The organism is Streptomyces umbrinus (assembly GCF_030817415.1).
GTDB classification, from domain to species: domain Bacteria; phylum Actinomycetota; class Actinomycetes; order Streptomycetales; family Streptomycetaceae; genus Streptomyces; species Streptomyces umbrinus_A.
The window spans coordinates 5,857,328-5,880,768 of record NZ_JAUSZI010000002.1; the positions used below are offsets into that span (position 1 = coordinate 5,857,328).

A 23,441-nucleotide genomic window follows, 5' to 3' on the forward strand; every position below is an offset into this window, starting at 1 on the left:
AAGAAAAGGAAGCCCATGGCAACGACCACACCAGCCGGTGTGCGGGGCTCACACTCCCCCATTCTCGACTTCGCTCGAACGGGGGGACCCCCACCGCACGGAGGCGCCGACGGCGCCCCGATGACGCACCGGCAGATCATGGAGGCCCTCTCCGGACTGCTGCTCGGCATGTTCGTCGCGATCCTGTCGTCGACGATCGTCACCAACGCCCTGCCCGAGATCATCGGCGACCTGGGCGGCGGCCAGTCCGCCTACACCTGGGTCGTCACCGCCGCGCTGCTGTCGATGACCGCCGCGACGCCCCTGTGGGGCAAGCTCGCCGACCTGTACAGCAAGAAGGCGCTCGTCCAGATAGCCCTCGTCATCTATGTCCTGGGATCGGCCGCCGCGGGCCTGTCGCAGAACCCCGGCATGCTGATCGCCTGCCGCGTGGTGCAGGGCATCGGCGTGGGCGGTCTGTCCGCCCTCGCGCAGATCGTGATGGCGGCGATGATCTCCCCGCGCGAGCGCGGCCGGTACTCCGGCTACCTCGGCGCCACGTTCGCGGTCGCGACCGTCGGCGGCCCGCTGCTCGGCGGTGTCATCACCGACACGAGCTGGCTCGGCTGGCGCTGGTGCTTCTACGTCGGTGTGCCCTTCGCGGTCATCGCGCTGATCGTGCTGCAGAAGACCCTGCACCTGCCCGTCGTGAAGCGGGACGTGAAGGTCGACTGGGGCGGCGCGTTCCTGATCTCCGCCGCGGTCTCGCTGCTGCTGGTCTGGGTCACCTTCGCGGGTGACAAGTACGAGTGGGTGTCGTGGCAGACGTACGCCATGGTCGGTGGCGCCGTCGCCCTGGGGCTGCTGTTCGTGCTCGTCGAGTCGAAGGCCAAGGAACCGATCATCCCGCTGCGGCTCTTCCGCAACCGGACCATCACCCTCTCCTCCCTCGCCTCGCTCTTCGTGGGTGTCGCGATGTTCTCCGGCACGGTCTTCTTCAGCCAGTACTTCCAGCTGGCGCGGGACAAGTCCCCGACCATGTCGGGTGTCATGACGATCCCCATGATCGGTGGCCTGTTCATCTCCTCCACCGTCTCCGGGCAGATCATCACCAAGACGGGCAAGTGGAAGGTCTGGCTGGTCAGCGGTGGTGTCCTCATCACTGCGGGGCTCGGACTGCTGGGCACCATCCGGTACGACACGGACTACTGGCGGGTCGCCGTCTTCATGGCGCTGCTGGGTCTCGGCATCGGCATGATGATGCAGAACCTGGTGCTGTCCACGCAGAACCAGGTGGCGCCCGAGGACCTCGGCTCGGCCAGCTCCACGGTGACCTTCTTCCGCTCCCTCGGCGGCGCGATCGGCGTCTCCGCGCTGGGTGCGGTGATGGCCAACCGGATCACCGACTACGTCAAGGACGGTCTGACCGGGATCGACCCCAAGTACGCGGCCGCTGCGGGCGGTTCGCACAACAGCAGCATCCCGGACATGGACACGCTGCCCGTGCCGCTGCGCACGGTCATGGAGAGCGCGTACGGGCACGGCATCGCGGACGTCTTCCTGATCGCGGGCGCGCTGGCGCTGATCGCCTTCTTCGTCACGCTGTTCATCAAGGAGGTTCCGCTGCGTACGTCGGGCGCGCTGGCGCAGGCCGCCGAGGCGCAGCCGGACGTCACGGCCGTCGCGGAGGCCGCCCCCGCCCCGACGGTCTCGGCCGAGGCCGACGAGCGTGTCCCGAGCTGGGCCGTCGCGGACACCGGAACCGGAAGCGACAACGGCTCCGGCGCCGAAGCCGGGCCGGCGGGCACCCAGCGGCTCGCGGCCGTCGCCACCGTGGCCGCCGGGTCGGGCGCCGCCCCCGGCAACGGCTCGGGCGGGGTCGCGGTGCGCGGATACGTCCGCGGTGCCGAGAGCGCGCCCGTCCCCCGGGCCGCCGTCACGCTGATCTCCCTCGCGGGCCGTCAGCTGGGCCGCTCGGTCGCACAGGCCGACGGCGCCTACGCGGTGGACGCGCCCGGCACGGGTTCGTACGTGCTGATCGCCTCCGCGGACGGGTTCCAGCCGCAGGCCTCGACGATCGTCGTGAACGGTGAGCCGCTCGCGTACGACATCCTGCTGAGCGGCACGAGCGGGCTGTCCGGCACGGTGAAGTCCGACGAGGGCGGGAAGCCGGTCGTGGGCGCGATGGTCATCGTGACCGACGTGCGCGGTGACGTGCTGGCCACCGGGACCACCGGTGAGCAGGGCGAGTTCGCCTTCGCCGAGCTGGTGCCGGGCGCCGTGACCGTCGCGGTGAACGCCGCCGGACACCGGCCGCGGGCCCTGCCCGTCGAGGTCGGCGGCACCGGGGTCACCCGGATCGAGGTCGCACTCACCGCGGGCGCGCAGCTCCAGGGCGTCGTACGGGCACCCGGCGGACCGCTGGGCGACGCCCGGGTCACGCTCGTCGACGCGGCGGGCAACGTGGTCGGCACCGCCACCACCGGGGCCGACGGGGCGTACGCCTTCGCCGACCTGGACAGCGGCGAGTACACGGTCATCGCGACCGGCTACCCGCCGGTGGCCACGGCGCTGACCGTGAACGGCGGCGGCGTGGACGGCCACGACGTCGAACTCGCCCACCCCGGCGAGTAGTTGAGAACCAGTTGAGAACCCCGGCCCGTGGCACGTGCTCTTAGCGGAGGCACGCACCACGGGCCGGTTTCATGAGATGAGGTTGCTTGCAATGGGACTGACCGCGCGGATCCGTACGCGGGACGGCTGGGCCGTGTCGCACGCGGTCGTCACGGTGACCGACGGGGCGGGCACGCAGGTGGTGCGCGCCGAGGCGGACGAGGAGGGCGGCGTACGGGATACGACGGAGCTCGCGCCCGGGGCGTACACCGTGATCGTCACGGCCGTCGGGTACGCGCCCGCCGCGTCCAGCGCGATCGTGACGGCGAGCGGCCGGGCAGCGATCGGCACCGTCACCCTTGCCCGGCAGGGCGGTACCGAACTGCCGCCGCCCGGACCCTGGACCGTCGACCCGGCCCACTCGTCCGTGGGCGCGGTCGCCCAGCACCTGGGCATCTCCAGCGTGCACGGGCGGTTCACGGAGTTCGCGGGCTCGATCGACATCGCGCCGGACGAGGTGGCCAAGTCCCGGGTGGAGGCGGTGATCTCAGCGGCCTCCATCGACACGGGCAACGCCATGCGCGACGGCCACCTGAAGTCCCCGGACTTCCTCGACGTCGAGCGCCACCCGCGGATCACGTACGCCTCGACGGGCCTGACCCCGGCCACCGGCACCGACCGCTGGACGGTCCACGGCGAACTGACCATGCACGGGGTCGTACGGCCGGTCGACCTGGACCTGGCCTACCTGGGCACGGGCGCCGACCCCTGGGGCGGTACGCGCGCGGCCTTCCGCGCCACCACCGAACTGCGCCGCGAGGACTTCGCGATGAACTACAACCAGGTGCTCCAGGCGGGCATCGCGGCGGTCGGTACGACGCTGAAGGTGGAGCTGGACATCCAGGCCGTGCAGGGCGGGACGCTACCGTCGCTGTGACGCCCGGCGGCCCGAGGTACCGCTGCCGCGCCCGTGCGACGCGCCGTTCGATGTCCGGTCCGGCGCCCCGTCCGTCGTGCGGGCCACCAAGTCGCCGCACAGGTCACGGAGTTTGATGTTCGCGTCCTGGGAGACGCGGCGCAGGGTGTCGAGTGCCGTCTGCGCGGTGCAGCGCTCCTGGGCCATGAGGATGCCGATCGCCTGGTCGATCACGCTGCGCGAGAGCAGCGCCGTGCGGACGTCTCCCGCCGACGCCCGCTCGCGCTCGATGCGCAGGGCGGCGTTGATGGCACCCGAGGCATTCGCCGCGAAGGCCCTGGCATCCTCGCGGCTCCCGTGGAAGGCGCCCTCCGTCGTGGCGTAGAGATTGAGGGCGGCATCGGTCTCACCGTCGACCGCGAGCGGCACGGCCAGCACCGAACGGACCCCCTTGGAGAGCGCGTACGCGGCGTACGTGGGCCAGCGGTCCTCCTCGGAGAGGTCGGGCGCGTGCTGCTCCGCGTCCGAGTCCGCCGCCCGGACGCAGGGCCCGTCGCCGTTCTCGTACTGGCGCTGGTCGAGCCCGCTGGGCAGACCGCCGGTGCCGGCCACCGTCAGCAGGCGCCCGTCGCGGCGCACGGTGATGCTGCACGCCTCGGCGCCCGCCACGGCGAGCACGGCGCGGTCCGTGAGATCGCGCAGCAGTGTGTCGAGGCCGCCGGTGCCGGCCAGCGCCTGGTGCAGCGTGGCGGACTCGGGGGCGGTGGCACGCGGCTGCTGCTCGTCGTGATGGTCGGGATCGACGGAATCGACGGAATCGACGGAATCGACGGAATCGACGGAATCGACGGAATCGACGGAATCGGCTGAGGGTCTCATCGGGCTCGGGTATCCCGTCGGTGCCCGGTCACTCGCTGCTCCTGGCGTCGACGATCCGTCTGGCCAGGTCACGCAGCTTGACGTTCTCCCGCTGGGAGGTCCGTACGAGGCTGTCGAAGGCCTCCGCCGCGTCGATGTCGAGGCGTTCCATGAGGATGCCCGTCGCCTGGCCGATCAGGTCCCGGGTGCGCATGGCCTCGGTGAGCTGTTCGCGGGCGGTCGCCGAGTCGAACGCGATGCTGACGTGCGCGGTGAACAGCCGGCCGATCCGGGTGGCCGAGTCGTCGAAGGCCCGCGGCTTGGTCGCGTACGCCGTGAGGACGGTGAGCCGCTGGCGTTCGGCGCGCAGCCGGAGCGAGAGCACCGAGCGGAGTCCGAGGTCGGAGAGGGCTGGTTCGCCGTCGTCGTCGCCGGAGGCGCTGTCCTCGATACGGGCGACCGGGGAGGTCCACAGCCGGGTCCAGTGCCGGTGGTCCCCGCCCGAGGCCAGGGCCTCGGCGGAGCGGACGATCTCGTCGGTCCAGGCGAGGGTCTGGCGGTGGGCCTTGCGCTCGATGACGGAGATGCCGGCGTGCTCGGCGCCGGGGAGGATGTGCACTGCGAGGCGGACGGCGGTGCGCAGGGTGCCGCGGGGGCTGGACGTCTCGTGCAGCTGCTGAGCCGCGACCGTCAGTGTCTCGGCCAGCTCAGGACCCCCGGAAAAACGGGGCAATTCGGAAAACTCAGACGCAGCCACCACGAACCTCTTCGGCATGCACGGCCCCGGATCCCGTCGTCGGATGGACGACAGACCCCGGCGGCTGTGCGCAGGAGAGCTCCGCAGCACATTCCCGACTGCGAGCACAGGACGAAGAGCCACTTTAGCTGCTCTGTTGGGGTGAGCGCGCGGCTCTTCGTACGTGCATCCGATCTCGCCCGCACGCGTGGTGCAATGGACGTGCGGGTCAGGAAGCGGCCTCGTCGGAATCCGGACGAACGTCTGCCAGGTGAGTGCGATGACCTTCTTCCCGAACCCCTATGACCTGCCGGAATGCACCCTGCTCGGGTTTCCTTCGGAGATCGACCTGAGCAACGCCGATGTCGTCCTCGTCGGCGCCCTGGACGTCGTGGACGCCAGGAGGGACCGGCTGCGGCTGCTGGTCCTGGACCTCACCCGTACGCACTTCATGGACTCCCAGGGCGTCCGTGTGGTCGCCGGTGTCCGCGGCCGCCTGCCCCGGCCCGCCCAACTGCGCGTGGCGGCACGGCCGAACGGGGTGGCGAGCCGTGTCCTGGAGCTGACGGGGATGCGCCGCGACGTACCGGTGTACGACAACCTCGCGGAGGCGATCGAGTCCTAGGCCGCCTCTTGGGCCGAGTCCTGGACCGCCTCCCGGGCCGGGCGGGTTCTAGGCTGGGGCCATGGCATCGAACATCGCGACGAACACCTCTGTCTCCCTCGACGATCTGCTGGACTTCGTACGCCCCCGCCACCGCGCCATCCTGCTGACGCGCAGGTCGGACGGCGGTCCCCAGGGTTCCCCGCTGACCTGCGGAGTGGACGACTCGGGCCGCATCGTCGTCTCGACCTACCCGGAGCGCGCCAAGACCCGCAACGCCAAGCGCGACGACCGCGTCAGCCTCATCGTCCTGAGCGACGAGTGGAACGGCCCCTGGGTCCAGATCGACGGCACGGCCGAGGTGATCGACTCCCCCGACTCCGTCGAGCCCCTCGTCGAGTACTACCGCAACATCGCGGGCGAACACCCCGACTGGGACGAGTACCGAGAGGCCATGCTCAAGCAGGCCAAGTCCATCATCAGGATCACCCCTGAGAAGTGGGGCCCGGTGGCCACGGGGGGCTTCCCGGCAAGGCTGGCTCCGCAGGAGTAGGCACCTTTTCGGGCTGGGGGCACCGCAAGCTTTCAGGGGCGCGGGGAACTGCGCGACCAGCCCCCACCCACCCGCAGATCACACACGAGCCGGCGGCAGCCACTCACCCGTCGGCCTCGCGGAGCGCCTCGCGGGCGACGACGCTCTCGATCCCCGCGACCAGCAACTCGAACGCCACAGAGAAGTCCCGCTCCCGCATCTCCTCGACCGTGTCACCCCCACGCGCCTCCATGAGCCCCGCCGCACTCTCATAGTTCTCCGCGAACTGAGGATGCCCACTGAACGTACTCATGGCCTGGTGGAAGTACTCGTCCTGCGTCATCCCCGCGGACGCGCACCGCTGCACGAAGTGCCCCTCGATCGTCCCGAACCCGTAGACCCACTGGAAAACAGCAGAGATCGCCCCGCTCTGCCGCCGCAACGACAGCCCCGTGTTGCGCACGACCTCCTGCACCCGAAGCGAGAACGCCATGGAGTGCGGCCCGATGTTGAGGAACGTGCCGACGAGCGGCGACACCCAGGGATGCCGTACGAGCAGGGCCCGGTACCCGACGGCCAGCGCCCGGAGCTGCTCGCGCCAGTCCTCGCCCGACTCCGGGTCGGGCAGCTCCAGTTCGCCGAACACCGCGTCGAGGGCCAGCTCGAGAAGATCGTCCTTGGTGTCGACGTACCAGTAGACGGACATCGCGGTCACGTTCAGCTCGGCGGCCAGCCGACGCATCGAGAACTTGGCCAGCCCCTCCGCGTCGAGCAGCCGTACCGTGACCTCGGTGATCCGGTCCCGGTCGAGCGACGACGGCTGCCCGCCCCGGGCACTGCCGCCCCGCGGAGCCTTGCCCTCCAACCAGACGCTGGTCCGCGCCGGACGCTTGGCCCGGTCGGCTGCCCTCACCATGGCGCACCTTCCTCGGAACTCTTACGGAGAGGGCGACCCGGAACACCGAGGTCCGCCCCCTCCCTGATGCTAAGCGGGCCCTACGCCGCCATCGTCACCGCGGAGTCTGCCCGTTCGGCCCTCCGGAGCAACGCCGCGGCCAGCAGTCCGCCGAGGAACACCGCCGCCGCGCCCACCAGCTGACTGGTCTCCAGACCCGAGGCGAACGCGTCCGTGATCCGTGCGCGCTCGTCCGCCGACTCCGCGGACGCCAGCGCCGCGGGCAGGGAGGACGCGGCGACCGGGATCAGCGCGGCGAAGCGGGCGTTGAGGACGGCGCCGAGCACCGCCACACCGAGCCCGATGCCGAATTCGTTGAGTGTGCCGTTGACGCCCGCGCCCACCCCGGCCTTCTCCCGCGGGATCGCGCTCATGATGGCGTGCGCCATGGCCGGGCCGGCGACCGCGGAGCCCGCGCCGATGAGCACCAGCCCGAGCAGCGTGCCCGCGTACCCGCTCGCCGCGAGGGTCGCGATCGACACCAGGCCGCCCGACATCAGCGTCATGCCGAGCGCGATCGACACCGGATTGCCCAGCTTCGCCGTCCACCTGGCCGACAGACCGGTGAAGTTGAGGGCCACGATGGTCAGCGCGAGCGGCGCGGTGCGCAGCCCCGCCTCCAACGGCCCGTACCCCAGGACGAACTGGAGGTGCTGGGTCAGCAGGAACAGCGAGCCGCCCATGCCGAAGGCGATCAGTACGGCACCGGAGACCGCGCCCGTGAACCGCTGGTCCCGGAAGAAGTGCAGGTCCAGCATCGGATACGGGATCCGGCTCTCCCAGTACGCGAACAGGGCGAGGACCACCAGCGCGGCGGCCGCCGGGGCGAGCACCCGGCCGGAGGTCCAGCCGTGTTCCGGGCCCGAGATGATCGCGTACACGAGGGAGGCCATGCCGATCGTGGAGAGCAGGGCACCCAGGAGGTCGGGGCGGTCGCCGCGCCGGTTCCTGGACTCGGGCACGAGGGAGATCACCGCGAAGAGTGCCAGCGCCACCACCGGCAGATTGATCAGGAAGATCGCGCCCCACCAGAAGTGGTCGAGCATGAAACCGCCGAGCAGCGGACCGGTCGCGAAGCCGAGCGCGGCGACCGCGCTCCAGATGGCGATCGCCTTCGGCTGCTCCTCCGTCGTGAAGATCTGCATCACGACTGCGAGCGTGGTGGTGACCAGGAGCGCGCCTCCGACGCCCATGCCCGCGCGGGCGGCGATCAACTGCCCGGTGGTGTCGGCGAGTCCGGCGGCCAGCGAGCCGATGCCGAACAGGACGAGTCCGCAGACCAGCATCTTCTTGCGGCCGTAGCGGTCGGCCGCGCTGCCCGCGGTGAGCAGCAGGCCCGACTGTACGAGCGAGTACGCGTTGATCATCCACTGGATGTCCGCGGTGCCGGCGTCCAGCTCCTCGGTGAGGGAGGGGATCGCGACGTTCAGCACGGTGTTGTCGAGCAGCACGGTGAGCTGGGCGACGGAGATGACACCGAGGATCAGCCAGCGCTGGGGATGGGCTTGGCCTTGCGAGGTTGGCATGCTATACACCGTAGAACAACTCCCATACGCTGTACAACACAAAAGGAGAGGGGTGGTGGCCGAGGCACTCCCGCCCCGGCCACCACCCCTCTGCAGCCGTCCTTCTGCAGCCGTCCTTCGGACTAGCTCGTCGGCTGCGTCAGGTCGTAGAAGGTGGACGAACCCACCGTCACCTCCTTGAAGTTCTCCTGCACCCACTCGCTGATCTGGGTCCCGGTGCCGGAGCTGCTGCCGCCACCGCCGCCCATGGAGCCGGAGGAGATGAAGTAGTGGATCTTCCCGTCCTCCACGTACTTCTTGAACTGGGCCAGCGTCGGCGACGGGTCGCTGCCGTTGAAGCCTCCGATCGCCATGACCGGGTCACCGGTGGAGAGCTGGTAGCTCGCGGCGTTCTGGGCGCCGATGGCCGCAGCGGCCCAGGTGTAGTCGCCGGAGTTCTTCTCCAGGAGGGCCTTGGCCTCGGAGCTGACGGTCGCGCCGTTGAGCAGACCGCCCATGCCGCCACCGCCGCCCATACCGCCGCCGTCGCCGGTGCCGCCACCGCGCTGGGTCTGGCCGTTCTGGCCCGTCTGACCGTTGCCGGTCTGGCCGTTGCCGTTCTGCTGGCCCTGGCCGTTCTGGCCGCCGCCCGGCATTCCGCCGGTCGGGGGCTGGCCCATGCCGCCGCCCTGCTGGTTCTGGCCGGTGCCGCCCTGCTGGTTCTGGCCCGGCATACCGCCACCGGGGCCGCCGCCCATGCCGCCACCGCCGCCACCCGGGCCGCCACGGCCGCCCGAGACCGCCGGACCGGCCGTCACGATCGAACCGGTGTGACCCTCGTTCAGCGTGGTGAGGGTGTACGCCGTCGGACCCGCCAGGGCCGCGACGAAGCTCAGCCCGACGACCCCGAGGGCCAGTCGGCGCCCGAGCCGCGAGACGAAGACCAGGCCGAGCGCGGCGACCAGACCGCCCACCAGGACCAGCCACTTCAGCCAGGGCAGGTAGTCGGAGGAACGGTTCAGGAGGACGTACCCCCAGACCGCGGTGGCCGTCACCCCGGCCGCCATGGTGAGCGAGACCCACATCTTGCCGCGCTCTTCCCACAGCACGCTCGCGCCCATGCCGATCACGGCGGCGACGTACGGGGCGAGGGCCACGGTGTAGTACTCGTGGAAGATGCCCTGCATGAAGCTGAAGATCACCATGGTGATCAGCAGCGAGCCGCCCCAGGCGAGGAACGCGGCGCGGGCCGTGTCGGTCCGCCGGGCCTTCCAGGTGAGGGCGATGCCCGCGGCGAGCACGATCAGCGCGGCCGGGATCAGCCAGGAGATCTGGCCGCCGATGGAGGAGCTGAACATCCGGTCCCAGCCGGTCTCGCCCCAGGAGCCACCCCCGCCGCCTCCGCCGCCTCCGACACTGCCGGTCTCCTCGCCGTTGATACGGCCGAGTCCGTTGTATCCGAAGGTCAGTTCAAGGAAGGAGTTGTTCTGCGAGCCGCCGATGTAGGGGCGGGAGGACGCGGGCCACAGCTCGACGACGGCCACCCACCAGCCGCCCGCGACGATCATCGACAGGCCCGCGAGGAGCACCTGCCCGATGCGCCTGCGCAGGGTCGTCGGCGCGAAGACCACGTAGATCAGGGCCAGCGGAGGCAGGATCAGGAAGGCCTGGAGGGTCTTCACCAGGAAGGCGAGACCGACCGCGGCACCCGCCCACACCAGCCACTTCGTCTGGGCCTTCTCCATGGCGCGCAGCACGCAGTAGACCGTGACGGCCATCAGGAGCGCGAGGGCCGCGTCCGGGTTGTTGAAGCGGAACATCAGCGCGGCGACGGGCGTGAGCGCGAAGACCGCCATCGCGATGAAGCCGGCCGCGGCGCTGAACCGGCGGCGCAGGGCCCCGTAGAGCACTCCGGCCGTGGCGACGGCCATGAGGACCTGCGGGAACAGGATCGCGAAGGAATTCAGGCCGAAGAGCCGCACCGACAGCGCCATCGGCCACAGGGAGGCCGGGGGCTTGTCGACGGTGATGGCGTTGGCCGAGTCGAGCGAGCCGAAGAAGAAGGCCTTCCAGGACTGGCTGCCGGCCTGGACGGCCGCGGAGTAGAAGGAGTTGGCGTACCCGGAGGCCGTGAGGTTCCAGGTGTAGAGCGCGCCGATCAGCAGCAGCGTGCCGAGGAAGGCGGGACGCGTCCAGCGGTGGTCCTCGGGCCGCCCGCGCCACAGACGTCGTACGAAGGGCTGCTTGGGACTGCCGTCCTCGGGGGCGGTCGGCGGAGCAACCACGGGCTCCTGCACGGCGGTTGCCCCGGTCGGGCCCGGCGGTCCCCAGTCGGGGCTCGCGCCCCCGGAGGGGCCGACGCCCCCCTGATAGCTCGTATCGGGCTGAGTCGTCGTCATCGTGCGTCCCTCGGATCGTGATCGTTCGGACGCACCGGCTGGAGCTGCATGGTCGCGTCCCCCCAGGTCTGGTGGTCGTGCGGAGAGTGGGTCGTGCCGTACGCGGTCGTCCCGTACGCGGTCGTCTCGTGGGGCGCAGGAGCCGATCCGTACGGGGACCGCGGCGCCGTCGCGTAGACGGGCGACGCGGGTCCGACCGGCACGGCGGGCGTGTGCGAGGCGACGACGGTCGACGGTGACTCGTCGCGCCGGTCCGGGAACACCCAGGCCCGGAAGAGCAGGAACCGCAGCACGGTGGCCGCGAGGTTGGCGGCGATGAGCACCGCCAGTTCGGTGGAGTGCGCGGGGTCGTTCGTCGCCGCGTTCAGGGCGGCGAGCGAACCACTGGTCAGGGCGAGCCCGATGCCGAAGACGACCAGGCCCTGCGCCTGGTGCTTCACCGCGCCGCCCCGGCCGCGCACCCCGAAGGTGAGACGCCGGTTGGCCGCGGTGTTGGCGACCGCCGAGACGAGCAGGGCGAGCGCGTTGGCGACCTGCGACCCCGAGAACGTACGGAAGCCGCTGTAGAGCAGCAGATAGAACAGCGTGGACAGACCGCCCACGACACAGAACCCGACGAGCTGGCGGGCCAGGCCCTTCGGCACGCCGCTGATCTCACGGTCGCGCGGATCGTCCCCGAAGGGACGGGCGAGCCGGTCCAGCGCCAGCGAACCGGTGGCCAGGGCGCGCCCCACCCGCCAGACACCCTTGAGGTCGTCGGTCGCGGTCTTCACGATGTGCACGGTCGAGTCCGGGTCGTCGACCCAGTCGACCGGCACCTCGTGGATCCGCAGCCCGGCCCGCTCGGCGAGGACCAGCATCTCGGTGTCGAAGAACCATCCGGTGTCCTCGACCAGCGGCAGCAGCACCTGCGCGACATCGCGCCGGATCGCCTTGAAACCGCACTGGGCGTCGGAGAAGCGGGCCTGCAACGAGCCCCGCAGGATCAGGTTGTACGTGCGGGAGATGAACTCCCGCTTGGCGCCCCGCACCACCCGCGAGCTGCGGGCGAGCCGCGAGCCGATCGCCAGGTCCGAGTGACCGGAGATCAGCGGGGCGACCAGCGGGAGAAGCGCGTTGAGGTCGGTGGAGAGGTCGACGTCCATATAGGCGAGGACCGGGGCGTCCGAGGCGGACCAGACGGTGCGCAGTGCTCGGCCGCGCCCTTTCTGCTCCAGCCGGAACGCCCTGACCTCGGGTATCTCCGCCTCCAGCCGCGCCGCCACCAGGGGAGTGGTGTCCGTGGACGCGTTGTCCGCGATGGTGATGCGGAACGCGTACGGGAAGGTGCGGGCAAGGTGCTCATGCAGTCTGAGCACACACGGCTGGAGGTCCTTCTCCTCGTTGTAGACGGGGATCACTACGTCCAGGACAGGCGTACCGGCATTTCCGGCCGGGAGGTGCTCCCGCGCCGGCAGGTTGCCGGGAGAAGGTTCGGTTCGCATGACGAAGACTCTCGTCAGGCGCCCTGTTGCACCCATGTGGTCGTGCTGTGCTGTGCCTGTGAGTACGATTGCGAATTCGATGAGGAAATGAAGGCCTCATGAGAATGCGCGGCTTCGGGCGCCAGCGCGGGCAGATGCACGGTAAAGACGGTGCGTCCGGGCACGCTGTCGACGGTCACCGCGCCACCGTGCGCGGCGGCGACGGCCTGCACGATGGCGAGCCCGAGTCCGGTGGACCCGGAGGCACGTGACCGGGACGAGTCGCCTCGCGCGAACCGCTCGAAGACATGCGGGAGCAGGTCCGGCGGAATGCCCTGACCGTCGTCCTGGACGTCCACGCACACCCAGGCTCCCTGACGGCGCACGCGTGCGGTCACCGTCGTTCCCGGAGGTGTGTGCGTTCGCGCATTCGCAAACAGATTCACCATGACCTGCTGGACGCGGGCGGCGTCCGCCAGCACGAGCGCGGGTTCGTCGGGCAGCTCAAGGCGCCAGTTGTGTTCGCGACCGGCGGCGCGGGCGTCGCTCACGGCATCCACGACCAGCGGGGAGAGGTCGGTGTGCTCGTAACTCAGGGGCCGACCGGCGTCGAGGCGCGCGAGCAGCAGCAGGTCCTCGACGAGCCCGGTCATCCGCCCGGCCTCGGACTCGATCCGGCCGAGAGCGTGTCTCGTGTCGGGCCCGGTCTCTTCCCGTCCGCGTCTGGTCAGCTCGGCGTATCCGCGAATGGACGCCAGCGGCGTACGCAGCTCATGGCTCGCGTCCGCGACGAACTGCCGTACGCGCGTCTCGCTCTCCTGGCGCGCGTGCAGGGCCCCGTGGACGTGGTCCAGCATGCGGTTGAGCGCGGCACCGACCTGCCCGACCTCCGTATGCGGGTCGGTCTCGGACTCGGGCACCCGCTCGTTGAGCGTCACCTCGCCGCTGTGGAGCGGCAGTTCGGAGACGCGGGTGGCGGTGGAGGCGACCTTGCGGAGGGGCCGGAGGGCGACCGTGACGAGGACGGACCCGGCGATTCCGGCGGCGACGAGGCCGGCCACCGTGACGCTCACCTCGACGAGGATGAGGGTGTTGAGGGTGCTGGTGACGGACTCGGTGGGCAGGGCGACGTAGTAGGCGCCCCTGTTGCCCTCGACGTACTTGACGCGGTACTCCCCGAGCCCGGGGATCTCCACGGTGTGGACATCGGTCTTCGACACGGAACCGACCGCGGATTTCTGCGCCTCGGTGAGCGAGTCGGTGACCATGCCCTCGAAGCCCTCGCTGTCCGAGTTCTTCTCCTTGGCGACGACCGCGTCGCTGATCCCGCCGTCGTCACTCACCTGGGCGACGACCGTGTTCTCCTCCGTGCCGCCCTTGTTGACGAACCCGAAGGGTCCCCCGGGAGGGTCGTCCTTCAGCTCCGACGGACTGTCCGGCCTCACCGGTCCGCCCGTGGCCCGGTCGCCGACCTCGCTCAGCGAGGTGCCCAACTGGTCGTACAGGTGCTGGCTCAACGCGATCGTCGTCACCGTACCGATCACCGCACACACCACCGCGATGAGCGCGACCGCCGAGACGACGAGCCGCGTCCGCAGCGTCCGAGGCTGTCGGCGCCGCTGCTTCCGCAGCTGTCGTCGCCCGCTCATGACACCGCGGGCTTGATCAGATACCCCGCACCACGCCGGGTGTGGATCATCGGCTCACGACCGGCGTCTATCTTGCGGCGCAGATAGGAGATGTAGAGCTCGACGACGTTGGCCTGGCCGCCGAAGTCGTACGACCACACGCGGTCGAGGATCTGCGCCTTGCTGAGCACCCGGCGCGGGTTGCGCATCAGGAAGCGCAGCAGCTCGAACTCGGTCGCGGTGAGGTGGATGCCCTCGCCGGCCCGCGACACCTCGTGGCTGTCCTCGTCCAGGGTGAGGTCACCGACGACGAGCACGGAGTCGGAGCGGCGGTCGGCGGCACCGGAGCGGCGGATGAGCCCGCGCAGCCGGGCCACGACCTCTTCGAGGCTGAAGGGCTTGGTGACGTAGTCGTCGCCGCCGGCCGTCAGGCCCGCGATCCGGTCCTCGACCGCGTCCTTGGCGGTGAGGAAGAGAACGGGCACGTCGGGCAGCTCGCGGCGCAGCCGGCCGAGGACGGCGAGACCGTCCATGTCGGGCAGCATCATGTCCAGCACCACGGCGTCGGGCCGGAACTCGCGCGCGGTCTGCACCGCACCGGTCCCGTCACCCGCGCTGCGGATCTGCCAGCCTTCATAGCGAAGGGCCATGGACAACAGCTCGGTGATCGACAGCTCGTCGTCCACCACAAGCACTCGGACGGGGCTCCCGTCCGGCCTCAGCAGTTCGGTGCGCCCCTGGGGCGAGGTCGTGGTCATAGCGCACACATTGCTGGGCTCCTCTGAGAACACGCTTTCTGAAAGCTGTGAATTTCCTGAGAAACGCACAGGCACCTCTCAGGCAACGCTCTGGGAACTCCTTGCCTCCGCGGACAGCGGTGGGGGAGGATCCGTCAGCCGCCGGTCATGGTGATCAGGGGGTGGCCTGTGGGGGGCTGTCGTGGCGGGTGGGGACAGAGCTGACGGACCTATGCCTTCGATGGAGGAACTCAGGCTTCGGGAGGGTCGCAGGTCCCTGTGGATCATCGTGGCCGCCACCGCAGTCTCCCTCCTGCTCGTGCCGTTCGCCCAGTGGCTCCAGCCTTCCGGGGAGAGCGACCTGGTCACCGGCGCGCAGGGCCCGTTCCCCGCGGCCTTCGGCGCTGAGGCACCGGTCGCGCCCGAGCACGTCATGCGCCGTAAGACGGGGGAGAGAGTCCTGGTGCACGGCCTGTCCGTGGAGTCGACGACCGACGGCGCACGGGCGGTGAACCTGCGGACCGGCAAGGAGTACTGGCGCTACGAGCGACAGGACGAGAGCTCCGTCGCGATGTCGTTCGACGTCTCGGAGCGCACCGTGGTGATCGCCTACCGGGAAGCCCTGGTCGGTGTCGATCTGCGCACCGGCAAGCGGCTGTGGCGTGAGGACCTCGGGGACGGCGAGGCCTTCCGGGGCGTGAGCCTCGGCGCTGGTCAGGCACTGACCGAGGTACCCGGCGCCGTGCGCGCCTTCGACGAGCGCGACGGCCGGAGCCTGTGGACGGCGAAAACGCCCAAGTCCTGCCCCGAAGTGGGCGTCTACGACGTGTACGCCCTGCCGGACCACGTGAGCGCGGTCCCGGTGCTGTGCAACGTCGCGAGTCTCGACACGGACGCCGAGCAGTACTACCTCCTGCTCGGCGTCGACAACCGGACGGGGAAGGCCCTCTGGCAGCGGCGGATCAGCCATCCCAGAGGGACGGTCAGGGGCGACGCACACACTCTGGCCGCCCCGAAAACACGGACGACTCACCGGCCGTCCAACTGCTCGACATGAGCCGGGAAGGAGCCACTCCGCGCGCGGACCTGGACACCACCGCGTGGAATCCGGTCGGCGCGGGCAGCGGCACCGTGCTGCTGACCACCGATGCCCAGGGCGACGGCGACGGCAACCATGACACCGTCCTGAACGCCTACGACACCGAGGACGGCCGCCTCGCCCGGCGGCTGAAGGCGCCGACCGGCCAGGAGTACGGCTCAGGTGTGATCGCCGACAGCCGGGTGTACCTCGTGCGCCAGCCCCTCCTCACCAAGGCGGACGCCAAGCGCCGTGTCCGGGGGGCCGAGTTGCTCGTCCTCGACGCGGACACCGGACGCCCGCTGCACACGCTGCGCCTGCCGGCCATGACCGCGCCCAACGACGATGTCTACTTCATGAAGCTCGACGTCCACCAGGTCGCCGACGGAGCGCTCAGCCTCTCCTGGCGGGAGCTGTGGACGGACGAGCAACTCATCATCACCGACTGACCCCCGCCGCCTGTTCTTTCCTCCGCCCATGCCTCCCCTTACAGCTCCTCACAGCCCGAACAGCCGCGCCCCGTTGTCGTGACAGACCGCCCGGAGCCACTCGTCCCCGAGGCCGAGCCCTTCCAGCACACGCAGCTGATGGACGTACGGATAGGGGATGTTGGGGAAGTCGGTCCCGAGCAGGATCCGGTCACCGAGGTCGGCGAGCCGGGGGAACGCCCGCCGGGGGAACGGGGCGAACTGCTCGCTGAAGTCCGTGAACGCCATCGTCGTGTCCAGCCGCACCTCGCCGAACCGCTCGGCGAGGCCGAGAAAGTCCTCGTACTCCGGCATCCCCATGTGCGCGAACACCAGCCGCAGCCGCGGATGCCGCGCGAGCACCCGCCCGATCGGGTCGGGCCCGGTGTGTTTGCCGGGCGAGGGCCCCGAACCGCAGTGGATCACGACGGGCATCCCGGCCTCGGCGAGCAACCCCCAGGCCGGATCGAGGAGTTCGTCGGCCGGATCGTACGCCCCCACCTGGACGTGCGCCTTGAAGACCCGCGCGCCCTCGTCCACCGCCTTCTGGACGTACGCCGCCACGCCCGGCTCCGGGAAGAGGGTCGCCGTATGGAGACAGCCGGGGGTCCGGCCGGCGAACTCGACAGCCCACTGGTTCAGCCACTCGGCCATGCCCGGCTTGTGCGGGTAGAGCATGGCGGTGAACGCCCGCACCCCGAACTCCCGGAGCAGCCCGACCCGTTCGCGCTCCTCGGCCCGGTAGGTGATGGGCCACTCGACACCACCGGTCAGCGGCCCGAGCGCGTCGAAGTACTCCCAGACCTTCTTCAGGACCCGCTCGGGCATGAAGTGGGTATGGACGTCGACGAGCCCGGGAAGCCCGAGCCCATTCCCAGAACAGCCGCACTTCAGCGGCCTCGTCCGACGTGCCGTACCCGTCCGGCCCGTCGTGCCCGTCCGACGTGCCGTGCCCGTCCGTCCTGCCGTCGCCGTCCGGCCGGTCGGTCCCGTCCGCCTCGTCCGCCCCGCTCACCTCGTCCGCCCCGCTCGCCCCGTCAGCCGTGCTCACGCTCGAACCCATGGCTTCGCTCGACCTTGGCGACGTGCAGGGTGTAGCGCTCGTACCACTGGGCACGCCCGCGCTTCTGCGCCGCCCGGTGCTCGGCATTGGTCCGCCACTCCTCGACGGCGTCCGCGTCGCGGAAGTACCCGACGGTGATGGACAGCCCGCCGGGGGAACCCGCGTAGTCCATCCCGAGGTATCCCGGGATCTTCTCCACCAGCTCCTCCATCCGCTCGTTGGTCTCGCCGTACCCGCCGGCCACTCCCTCCCGTCCGCCCTCCTCCGTCTTCACCGAGGTGAACACGACGGCGTAGTACGGCGGTTCGTAGGCGGCGACGGGCACAACGGAGGCAGCAGAGGCACCGTCGGCGACAGGCGCAATGAAGTGATCGCTCATGTCGTCCACTCTCGGCCCCGCCGTCGCACCACGTCCAGGGCCTTTGCCCAAGGGGATCCACGAGGGATCGATCTCTTGACCATTCCGCCCGCCTCCACCCCTCCCTCAGAAGAGCCCGCCCTGAACCCCACCGAACTCCCGCACAGGCACGGTGACTTCACGTCGCCCATCCCGCTCACCTCCGCCGACCCCGGTCAGTTCCCAGCCGGTCATGAGCCGAGTGTCGAGCACGACGACCCCACGTCCGGTCCGCAGATGCAGATCGGGCCCGGCGGCGGCGACGAGCTCCCCGCTCACGACACCGCCTGCCACGAGCTCACCGACGACACCGGCGGCGGGCGGCAACCCGCCGAGCCCGAAGACCTCCGCATGATCGACGGCCGCGAACGGCATCCGCTCCAACGCCTCGGGCCACCCGCCCAGCCCCACGGCCCGGGCATGCAGCTCCCGGACCTCCGCCGCCCGCACCCCCGCGTCCGGCAACTCGCTCCGCACGGCCCGCTTGGCGTCGTACGGAATCCGGTCCGGCACCCCCAGCGCCGTACGCAGCAACTCCTCACTCCGCCGGGCCGCCATCAGCGGTCCCCGCCCCAGCCAGGTGAAGACGACGGCGCCCTGCTCCAGCAGCCGCGCGGACCCGCGTTCGACGGCCGTGATCCCGACCTTGACCAACCCGGGTCCGAACCACGCCAGATAGACGGAGTAGGGCCGTGGATCGTCGGCGATGGTGTCCGCGGCGACGGAGTGGGCCCGGTCCAGCCGCCCGCACTCCTCACACCGGGCCCCGACACTCCGCCCGGACACCGCGGCCCCCGAAGGACAGCTGTTCCCCCGCGCCCCCACACATGTCCGCCCGCCCTCACCGGCAACGGCGAACGCAACCCGCTTCCCCCACGGCAACGCACTTCGACGCCCCCCGTCCCACGTCAGCACGGGCCCTTCTCCGCCCCACCGAAGCCCCGTGCATTTCCACACCTGTGCCATCACTCACGAGCGTAGAGGGCACCACTGACAACGCGACGTCCGTCGGCAATGCGCCACCCCTTGGGCAACACGACGACCGTCAGTCCCTCAGACCACGGACTCGGAGGAAGCGGACTCAGAGGGGGCGAGACCCCGAGGCGGCATCCGGCCGCAGCACGCCCTGGGCACCCGGCACCCCCGGCATCCCCTGCACCCCCTGGGCGGAGACAGCCACGTCGGTGGTGCTCACCGAGCGCCCCCGCCCGGCCAGCCGGCACCCGACACACGCGGGGTGCCCGGCCCGCGCGGCACGGTCGCGCACCCGCATACCCCGCTCCGCCACCGGCCGGATCCCGGGCGGTTTGCCCCACCCCGCCAGATGCAGCCCCCAGGTGACCAGCACACCGAGCCCCACGACGCCGATACCCAGCCAGATCCAGGCCGCGGACCCCAGACACATCCCGACCCCGGCCACCGAAGTGCCCACAACGGCGACAGCGCAACCGGTCCACCCGGCGACGGTGTGCCCCTCGTCATGGTGATGCCCGCTCATGTACGTACCTCCTGACTGCGTGACTGCCTGACCGACAGGCCGCCCAGAATCCACCCGATCCTCGAAGCCAATCCTCTTAGCAAGTAAGAAATTTACCTTACGAACTAAGGCATCTTCCAGGGGTCGGGCAGGGAGAGAATGAGGAGCAAGAGAAGAGAAGGAGCAGCGGGTGAGCGAGAAGAGGGCGAGCGAGAGTGGCCCGGGCCCGCGTCAGCGCCCGCCGGCCACCCCGGCGGAGACCCTCTCGGCGATGGACCACGTCATCGCCACGAGCATGGTCGCCCAGCACGAGATGGCCCAGCGCCTGGGCCTGAACGCCTCGGACCTGACCTGCTTCGGCTACGTCCTGGAGGCGGGCGAGGACCTGCTCACGGCAGGCGACCTGGCCACCCGCGCCCACGTCACCACCGGCGCGGTCACCGGCATCGTCAACCGCCTGGAACGCGCCGGCTATGTGACCCGCCAACCCGACCCGTCCGACCGCCGCCGCGTACGCGTCGCCCCGGTCCAGGCCGCGGTCGACCGAGTCACCGCCCTCTACGGCCCGTACTACGCCCGCCTGACCGAACAGTTCAACGACTACTCCCCCGCCGAAATCGCCGTCCTGAACGACTGGTTCACCCGAACCGGCAAGTTGATGAGGGACTATCTCGAAGAGATCCGCGGAACCTGACCGCCAGCCTTCTCTGCCACACACCCCAACGCCCGCCCACCCCAACGCAAGAGGCCCCGGACTCACCGTCCGGGGCCTGTTACCTGTGTGCACTCGGCAGGATTCGAACCTGCAACCTTCTGATCCGTAGCTCTATATAGATCGGTCAGTGGCGGTCATACAGGTCGCCGTTGAGCTCCCAACAGAGCTTGGCGGTCAAGGTTGGTTGCTGTGGTTGCGGTACATCGCTGCTGTACCGCCTCCACCGAGCAGCAAGGTGAGGAACACCGCGACATCCGAATAGGCACCGATGATTTGGGCGCACGGAGCTGATGCGAGCACCAACACGACGATGACTGTGATCAGCCACAGGCGCAGACGAGGGTTTGACACAGCCTCTGGGGCAAAGGGCACACTCATAGCTGGACCTCTCCATGGGGTTCGCTGCCCGCCCCGCTGCTCTCGCCTGGAAGTCTGAGCGGTTGGGCGGGCCCTTGGCTTGGACGAGACCGTAGCAACGGATGAGTCTGAAGCGAGCAGCCCTGAAGGCCACTTCGGTGACTCTCAGCTGTCAACGTTTGGACACAGTCACAGAACGTTATTGCAGGCCTCTTCCGAGGCACCGACTTAGGGAAAGCAGATTCCACCGTCTCTCAACCTTGAGCAAGAACTCGCAGTTGGCAGGCATGAACAGATGTCGCCAGAAGGCCTGCGCAGTGAGGGTTGGCTCTTCGCGGGAGGAGCTGTAACAACGGGTGAGCCTGAACTATGGAACCCGAAGATGGCATGAGGGTTCTCGCTGTCAACGTTTGGCTACACCTCACGGGACCACCATTGAGAAAATGCTGGTGGAAACGCCGCATTGTGGAGAGCAGATTCCGCCAGTGCTCGCCTCTTGAGCCACAGTCCACCGCTAGTAGCCCTGAGTAAGGCCGATTTCCGCCGTATCAGCGGCGCTGCTGGGACCGTCAGCCCGTCGAGATCTGGCGCTCGACAACTGAGCACGACGGCCAGCAGACAGTCAGGGCGCCAGCAAGGTCATGTCCCTCATGGCGGAGCAGGCGGCAGGAATCGAACTCGTGCTCTCAGCCTGGGAAACTGCGGTGCTGGTGCCGTGCCGGCTTGGCTGCGACTTCGCGCACTAGGCAGACCTTGTAGGACTTGTGTGCGCCTTGGCCGCTGGCGGACTGGGCCGAAATTTCACCCGACCCAGTTCGCCAGCCCCTGCCCTCGTTCTGCGCTGACGAGAGGGCGAGCACCGCCTCAGGAGTTCGATCACCGGCTGCCTACGAGGGCCGCGGGTACGGCGCCGATGGGCGCCCGTGTGTGCTGGTGTACGCCCTCGTTGATGTCAGGCGTCAGCCCCAGAGTTTGGCCTGTGGCTCCTACCAGTGGATCGCTCTCGCTAACGGCTGCGCCGATCAGCCCGCCTACTGATGAACAGGAGAACAGCGGTCACGACCGCCAAACCCACGATGATCGCTGCGGCCCGGAACTCGATCACAGCCATCACGATCACGAACCCCAACGCCAGCAGACAGCCAAGCGCCGTCGTGGGCCGTACCCGGTGAGTTCGGCGCCTGTCTCTCCAGGGATGTTCCTCGTGATAGGCCATCGGAGACCTCCCTGAGTCGCCCTCTCACCAGGCTGCCTCATGGCGACGTGATACGCATGTGCGCTCCCTGCCTCGACCGCGGGTAGTCGCGGACTTGACTGTGCCTCTCACCTGCCGCAATGGTCCACAGGTGTGCGCGGTTGTCCGCCGCTGTGCGTCGGCGTTGTCACGCAGTTAGACACTCAGCGCCCCGGTCTGGCGATCGTCCCTTCGGTGCTCCAAGCGCTGCCGACTAACGACCGATCGGAACCTCGTAGACGATCTCGCAGAGAGCCGCGGGCACCACAATGTCTGCCGTCTCCACGGGCTGGCCGTCGTCGCTGTAGTACGTCCGGCGAATGTGCGTGACCAGCGAGGTCTTCTGGATACCGAGAAGTGACGCCTCCTCGGCGGTCGCTTGCCGTGGCTCCGGCTGCTCCACGGTGTGGCTGACGGTGACGCCGATCTCGGCCATACGGTTTACGACACCTGCCCCGGCGTGCGGTCCTCCCTCCGGGAGGACGACGAGAGTTCCGCCGGTGAGGTCGTACGGCTCCCAACTCGTCGACAGCTGCACCGGCTTGCCGTCGGCGAGGAACTCGTACGCGGTACGGACGCATAGGTCGCCCTCGGCGATACCGAGACGCGCCGCGATATCCGCAGGCGCCGGCACTTTGGCGTCGGTCCGGCTCTCCCAGTCGCCCTGCCTACCCACGGTCTTCATGTCCGCGCGAAACGGTGAGCCCTCGGGCTGCTCGCGCGCCGACGAACGAACAACCCGTACACGCCGCCGGGGCTCGGCGACGTAGGTGCCAGAACCGGCGCGCCCCTCCAGAACACCCTGGGAGATCAGCAACTCCTGTGCTCGGCGCACCACGTTCTCGCCCACGCCGCACTCCTGGCCGATCTCGGCGCGGGAGGGGAGCCGGTCTCCCGGTGTCCACTCGTGCTCCGAGATCCGCCGCCGGAGTTCGTCGGCGATGCGGAGATAGGGCGGTTGCTCAGGCATGTAGAAAATCTAGTCCACTAGCCTTAATCTAGTTAACTAGCTTTACTCAAAGTGATCACTGGTGACGGAGGCTGCCCTGTGCCTGCTTCGGAGGTACGCGCGGACGCCATCGCCGCTCGGTTATCCGCGGCCGGGCTCACCACACGCGTGGAGGAGCACGGCCACTGCACGTCGATCGAAGCGGAGGTGCCGGGAACGCTCTCCGCCGAGTCATGGCGGGAGGTCCTGGAGGTGGTGGCCGAGGCCGATCGATTCGGGCTCATCGCCACCAACTTGAACGGCCGCACCCTCTGGGCGGTCGTACGCAAAAGGGTCCCCACGACGGGCGATGTCGGGGGACCCGCTATCAGCGATCGGAGCTGAGCAGCGTGCTCAACCGTATCCGTCGTGCCGTCTCGCACACCAGCGAGCGGTACCTCCGCAAGGGCAGGCACCGCCGCCCCCTAACGTCCGCCCAGCCAATGGCCGCTCCCCCCGGATCGTCCGACGGGCCGACGCCGTTCCTGGGACAGCGTCGAGAATGCGCGGAAGCTCTCGTGGGTGAGCAGACGGCGCTCGTCCGTCCGTACGTGGTGGCCATTGAGGAACGCACGCGACAGCCCTCGACAGCAAGGCCTCACCCGCTCCCTGCTGACACCTGGTTCACCGCGGCGGGGGCCCGTTGATGCCTCTTCACCAACAGCCGCGCGTCACACGCGTGGAGGCCGTCCCCTACCGGTCGGGCTCGTGCCGGATCGGTACGCATCACGCGTGCACGG

21 protein-coding genes and 1 pseudogene are annotated in these 23,441 nt (G+C 69.7%); 8 read left to right on the forward strand and 14 right to left on the reverse strand.

Annotated features, from left to right (window positions below; all coding sequences use genetic code 11):
- The first annotated feature begins 15 nt into the window (after positions 1 to 15).
- Positions 16 to 2,613 carry an MFS transporter gene (locus QF035_RS25640; protein ID WP_307522935.1) on the forward strand — a complete coding sequence of 866 codons (2,598 nt, stop codon included), beginning with the start codon at positions 16 to 18 and terminating at the stop codon, positions 2,611 to 2,613.
- Between the two features lie 91 nt (positions 2,614 to 2,704).
- Entirely contained in the window at positions 2,705 to 3,529 is an 825-nt protein-coding gene (locus QF035_RS25645; RefSeq protein WP_307522936.1) for a YceI family protein, read from the forward strand.
- Here the strand turns inward: QF035_RS25645 and QF035_RS25650 are convergent.
- Complete coding sequence (locus tag QF035_RS25650; protein WP_307522938.1) at positions 3,515 to 4,387, reverse strand: GAF and ANTAR domain-containing protein; 873 nt, start codon at positions 4,385 to 4,387, stop codon at positions 3,515 to 3,517. The two genes, QF035_RS25645 and QF035_RS25650, sit on opposite strands and share 15 nt — an antisense overlap.
- 28 nt (positions 4,388 to 4,415) lie before the next feature.
- Complete coding sequence (locus QF035_RS25655; RefSeq protein ID WP_307522939.1) at positions 4,416 to 5,141, reverse strand: GAF and ANTAR domain-containing protein; 726 nt, start codon at positions 5,139 to 5,141, stop codon at positions 4,416 to 4,418.
- 241 nt (positions 5,142 to 5,382) lie between these two features.
- Between QF035_RS25655 and QF035_RS25660 the strand changes: the two genes are divergently transcribed.
- Together QF035_RS25660 and QF035_RS25665 are read left to right on the forward strand one after the other, a co-directional pair.
- Positions 5,383 to 5,727 (forward strand): STAS domain-containing protein, encoded by a 345-nt coding sequence (locus QF035_RS25660; protein WP_307522941.1) that lies wholly within the window; start codon positions 5,383 to 5,385, stop codon positions 5,725 to 5,727.
- Positions 5,728 to 5,788: 61 nt separating this feature from the next.
- A complete protein-coding gene (locus QF035_RS25665; RefSeq protein WP_143643410.1) occupies positions 5,789 to 6,259 on the forward strand; it encodes a PPOX class F420-dependent oxidoreductase in 471 nt (156 codons plus the stop codon).
- 103 nt (positions 6,260 to 6,362) lie between these two features.
- On the opposite strand, the gene QF035_RS25670 is transcribed toward QF035_RS25665, so the two are convergent.
- The 6 genes from QF035_RS25670 to QF035_RS25695 all read right to left on the reverse strand — a co-directional run bounded on the left by QF035_RS25670 (position 6,363) and on the right by QF035_RS25695 (position 14,946).
- Positions 6,363 to 7,154 carry a TetR/AcrR family transcriptional regulator gene (locus QF035_RS25670; RefSeq protein WP_307522943.1) on the reverse strand — a complete coding sequence of 264 codons (792 nt, stop codon included), beginning with the start codon at positions 7,152 to 7,154 and terminating at the stop codon, positions 6,363 to 6,365.
- Between the two features lie 80 nt (positions 7,155 to 7,234).
- The gene (locus QF035_RS25675; protein WP_307522944.1) at positions 7,235 to 8,719 is read right to left on the reverse strand and encodes an MFS transporter; all 1,485 of its coding nucleotides are present in this window, start codon (positions 8,717 to 8,719) and stop codon (positions 7,235 to 7,237) included.
- Between the two features lie 122 nt (positions 8,720 to 8,841).
- A complete protein-coding gene (locus QF035_RS25680; RefSeq protein WP_307522946.1) occupies positions 8,842 to 11,097 on the reverse strand; it encodes an ArnT family glycosyltransferase in 2,256 nt (751 codons plus the stop codon).
- Complete coding sequence (locus QF035_RS25685; RefSeq protein ID WP_307522947.1) at positions 11,094 to 12,581, reverse strand: bifunctional glycosyltransferase family 2/GtrA family protein; 1,488 nt, start codon at positions 12,579 to 12,581, stop codon at positions 11,094 to 11,096. The genes QF035_RS25680 and QF035_RS25685 overlap by 4 nt, the downstream gene beginning before the upstream one ends.
- Before the next feature lie 14 nt (positions 12,582 to 12,595).
- A complete protein-coding gene (locus QF035_RS25690) occupies positions 12,596 to 14,209 on the reverse strand; it encodes a sensor histidine kinase (protein ID WP_307522948.1) in 1,614 nt (537 codons plus the stop codon).
- Positions 14,206 to 14,946 carry a response regulator transcription factor gene (locus tag QF035_RS25695; RefSeq protein WP_055616400.1) on the reverse strand — a complete coding sequence of 247 codons (741 nt, stop codon included), beginning with the start codon at positions 14,944 to 14,946 and terminating at the stop codon, positions 14,206 to 14,208. The genes QF035_RS25690 and QF035_RS25695 overlap by 4 nt, the downstream gene beginning before the upstream one ends.
- Before the next feature lie 268 nt (positions 14,947 to 15,214).
- Between QF035_RS25695 and QF035_RS25700 the strand changes: the two genes are divergently transcribed.
- Both QF035_RS25700 and QF035_RS25705 read left to right on the forward strand, forming a co-directional pair.
- Positions 15,215 to 15,982, forward strand: a complete 768-nt coding sequence (locus tag QF035_RS25700; RefSeq protein WP_307522949.1) for an outer membrane protein assembly factor BamB family protein — start codon at positions 15,215 to 15,217, stop codon at positions 15,980 to 15,982.
- On the forward strand, positions 15,979 to 16,452 hold the full coding sequence (locus QF035_RS25705) for a hypothetical protein (protein WP_307522950.1): 474 nt from the start codon (positions 15,979 to 15,981) through the stop codon (positions 16,450 to 16,452). The genes QF035_RS25700 and QF035_RS25705 overlap by 4 nt, the downstream gene beginning before the upstream one ends.
- A gap of 48 nt (positions 16,453 to 16,500) precedes the next feature.
- Here the strand turns inward: QF035_RS25705 and QF035_RS25710 are convergent.
- From QF035_RS25710 to QF035_RS25725, 4 genes and pseudogenes are all read right to left on the reverse strand, one after another.
- Positions 16,501 to 17,359, reverse strand: a pseudogene (locus QF035_RS25710) (amidohydrolase family protein).
- Positions 17,360 to 17,507: 148 nt separating this feature from the next.
- Positions 17,508 to 17,912: an antibiotic biosynthesis monooxygenase family protein gene (locus QF035_RS25715; RefSeq protein WP_307522951.1), complete on the reverse strand. Its 405-nt coding sequence runs from the start codon at positions 17,910 to 17,912 to the stop codon at positions 17,508 to 17,510.
- 105 nt (positions 17,913 to 18,017) lie between these two features.
- Positions 18,018 to 18,896, reverse strand: a complete 879-nt coding sequence (locus QF035_RS25720) for a DUF2797 domain-containing protein (RefSeq protein ID WP_307522952.1) — start codon at positions 18,894 to 18,896, stop codon at positions 18,018 to 18,020.
- Positions 18,897 to 19,011: 115 nt separating this feature from the next.
- Positions 19,012 to 19,428 carry an HGxxPAAW family protein gene (locus QF035_RS25725; protein ID WP_307522954.1) on the reverse strand — a complete coding sequence of 139 codons (417 nt, stop codon included), beginning with the start codon at positions 19,426 to 19,428 and terminating at the stop codon, positions 19,012 to 19,014.
- Positions 19,429 to 19,678: 250 nt separating this feature from the next.
- Between QF035_RS25725 and QF035_RS25730 the strand changes: the two genes are divergently transcribed.
- Positions 19,679 to 20,101 carry a MarR family winged helix-turn-helix transcriptional regulator gene (locus tag QF035_RS25730; protein WP_307531413.1) on the forward strand — a complete coding sequence of 141 codons (423 nt, stop codon included), beginning with the start codon at positions 19,679 to 19,681 and terminating at the stop codon, positions 20,099 to 20,101.
- A 195-nt stretch (positions 20,102 to 20,296) separates the two neighbouring features.
- Here QF035_RS25730 and QF035_RS25735 read toward each other — a convergent pair whose 3' ends face one another.
- Positions 20,297 to 20,500 (reverse strand): hypothetical protein, encoded by a 204-nt coding sequence (locus tag QF035_RS25735; RefSeq protein ID WP_307522956.1) that lies wholly within the window; start codon positions 20,498 to 20,500, stop codon positions 20,297 to 20,299.
- A 1,427-nt stretch (positions 20,501 to 21,927) separates the two neighbouring features.
- Complete coding sequence (locus QF035_RS25740; RefSeq protein ID WP_307522957.1) at positions 21,928 to 22,683, reverse strand: GntR family transcriptional regulator; 756 nt, start codon at positions 22,681 to 22,683, stop codon at positions 21,928 to 21,930.
- 78 nt (positions 22,684 to 22,761) lie between these two features.
- Between QF035_RS25740 and QF035_RS25745 the strand changes: the two genes are divergently transcribed.
- The gene (locus QF035_RS25745) at positions 22,762 to 23,046 is read left to right on the forward strand and encodes a hypothetical protein (RefSeq protein ID WP_307522958.1); all 285 of its coding nucleotides are present in this window, start codon (positions 22,762 to 22,764) and stop codon (positions 23,044 to 23,046) included.
- The last annotated feature ends 395 nt before the right edge of the window (positions 23,047 to 23,441 follow it).

Excerpts from the sequence above, each read along its gene's own strand:
- QF035_RS25680 (WP_307522946.1), bottom strand. The coding sequence starts at position 11,097 with ATGACGACGACTCAGCCCGATACGAGCTATCAGGGGGGCGTCGGCCCC.
- QF035_RS25730 (WP_307531413.1), top strand. The coding sequence starts at position 19,679 with ATGGACCACGTCATCGCCACGAGCATGGTCGCCCAGCACGAGATGGCC.
- QF035_RS25740 (WP_307522957.1), bottom strand. The coding sequence starts at position 22,683 with ATGCCTGAGCAACCGCCCTATCTCCGCATCGCCGACGAACTCCGGCGG.
- QF035_RS25695 (WP_055616400.1), bottom strand. The coding sequence starts at position 14,946 with ATGACCACGACCTCGCCCCAGGGGCGCACCGAACTGCTGAGGCCGGAC.
- QF035_RS25665 (WP_143643410.1), top strand. The coding sequence starts at position 5,789 with ATGGCATCGAACATCGCGACGAACACCTCTGTCTCCCTCGACGATCTG.
- QF035_RS25705 (WP_307522950.1), top strand. The coding sequence starts at position 15,979 with ATGAGCCGGGAAGGAGCCACTCCGCGCGCGGACCTGGACACCACCGCG.
- QF035_RS25645 (WP_307522936.1), top strand. The coding sequence starts at position 2,705 with ATGGGACTGACCGCGCGGATCCGTACGCGGGACGGCTGGGCCGTGTCG.
- QF035_RS25660 (WP_307522941.1), top strand. The coding sequence starts at position 5,383 with ATGACCTTCTTCCCGAACCCCTATGACCTGCCGGAATGCACCCTGCTC.
- QF035_RS25675 (WP_307522944.1), bottom strand. The coding sequence starts at position 8,719 with ATGCCAACCTCGCAAGGCCAAGCCCATCCCCAGCGCTGGCTGATCCTC.
- QF035_RS25725 (WP_307522954.1), bottom strand. The coding sequence starts at position 19,428 with ATGAGCGGGCATCACCATGACGAGGGGCACACCGTCGCCGGGTGGACC.
- QF035_RS25650 (WP_307522938.1), bottom strand. The coding sequence starts at position 4,387 with ATGAGACCCTCAGCCGATTCCGTCGATTCCGTCGATTCCGTCGATTCC.
- QF035_RS25720 (WP_307522952.1), bottom strand. The coding sequence starts at position 18,896 with ATGGCACAGGTGTGGAAATGCACGGGGCTTCGGTGGGGCGGAGAAGGG.
- QF035_RS25715 (WP_307522951.1), bottom strand. The coding sequence starts at position 17,912 with ATGAGCGATCACTTCATTGCGCCTGTCGCCGACGGTGCCTCTGCTGCC.
- QF035_RS25685 (WP_307522947.1), bottom strand. The coding sequence starts at position 12,581 with ATGCGAACCGAACCTTCTCCCGGCAACCTGCCGGCGCGGGAGCACCTC.
- QF035_RS25735 (WP_307522956.1), bottom strand. The coding sequence starts at position 20,500 with ATGAGTGTGCCCTTTGCCCCAGAGGCTGTGTCAAACCCTCGTCTGCGC.
- QF035_RS25640 (WP_307522935.1), top strand. The coding sequence starts at position 16 with ATGGCAACGACCACACCAGCCGGTGTGCGGGGCTCACACTCCCCCATT.
- QF035_RS25690 (WP_307522948.1), bottom strand. The coding sequence starts at position 14,209 with ATGAGCGGGCGACGACAGCTGCGGAAGCAGCGGCGCCGACAGCCTCGG.
- QF035_RS25670 (WP_307522943.1), bottom strand. The coding sequence starts at position 7,154 with ATGGTGAGGGCAGCCGACCGGGCCAAGCGTCCGGCGCGGACCAGCGTC.
- QF035_RS25655 (WP_307522939.1), bottom strand. The coding sequence starts at position 5,141 with ATGCCGAAGAGGTTCGTGGTGGCTGCGTCTGAGTTTTCCGAATTGCCC.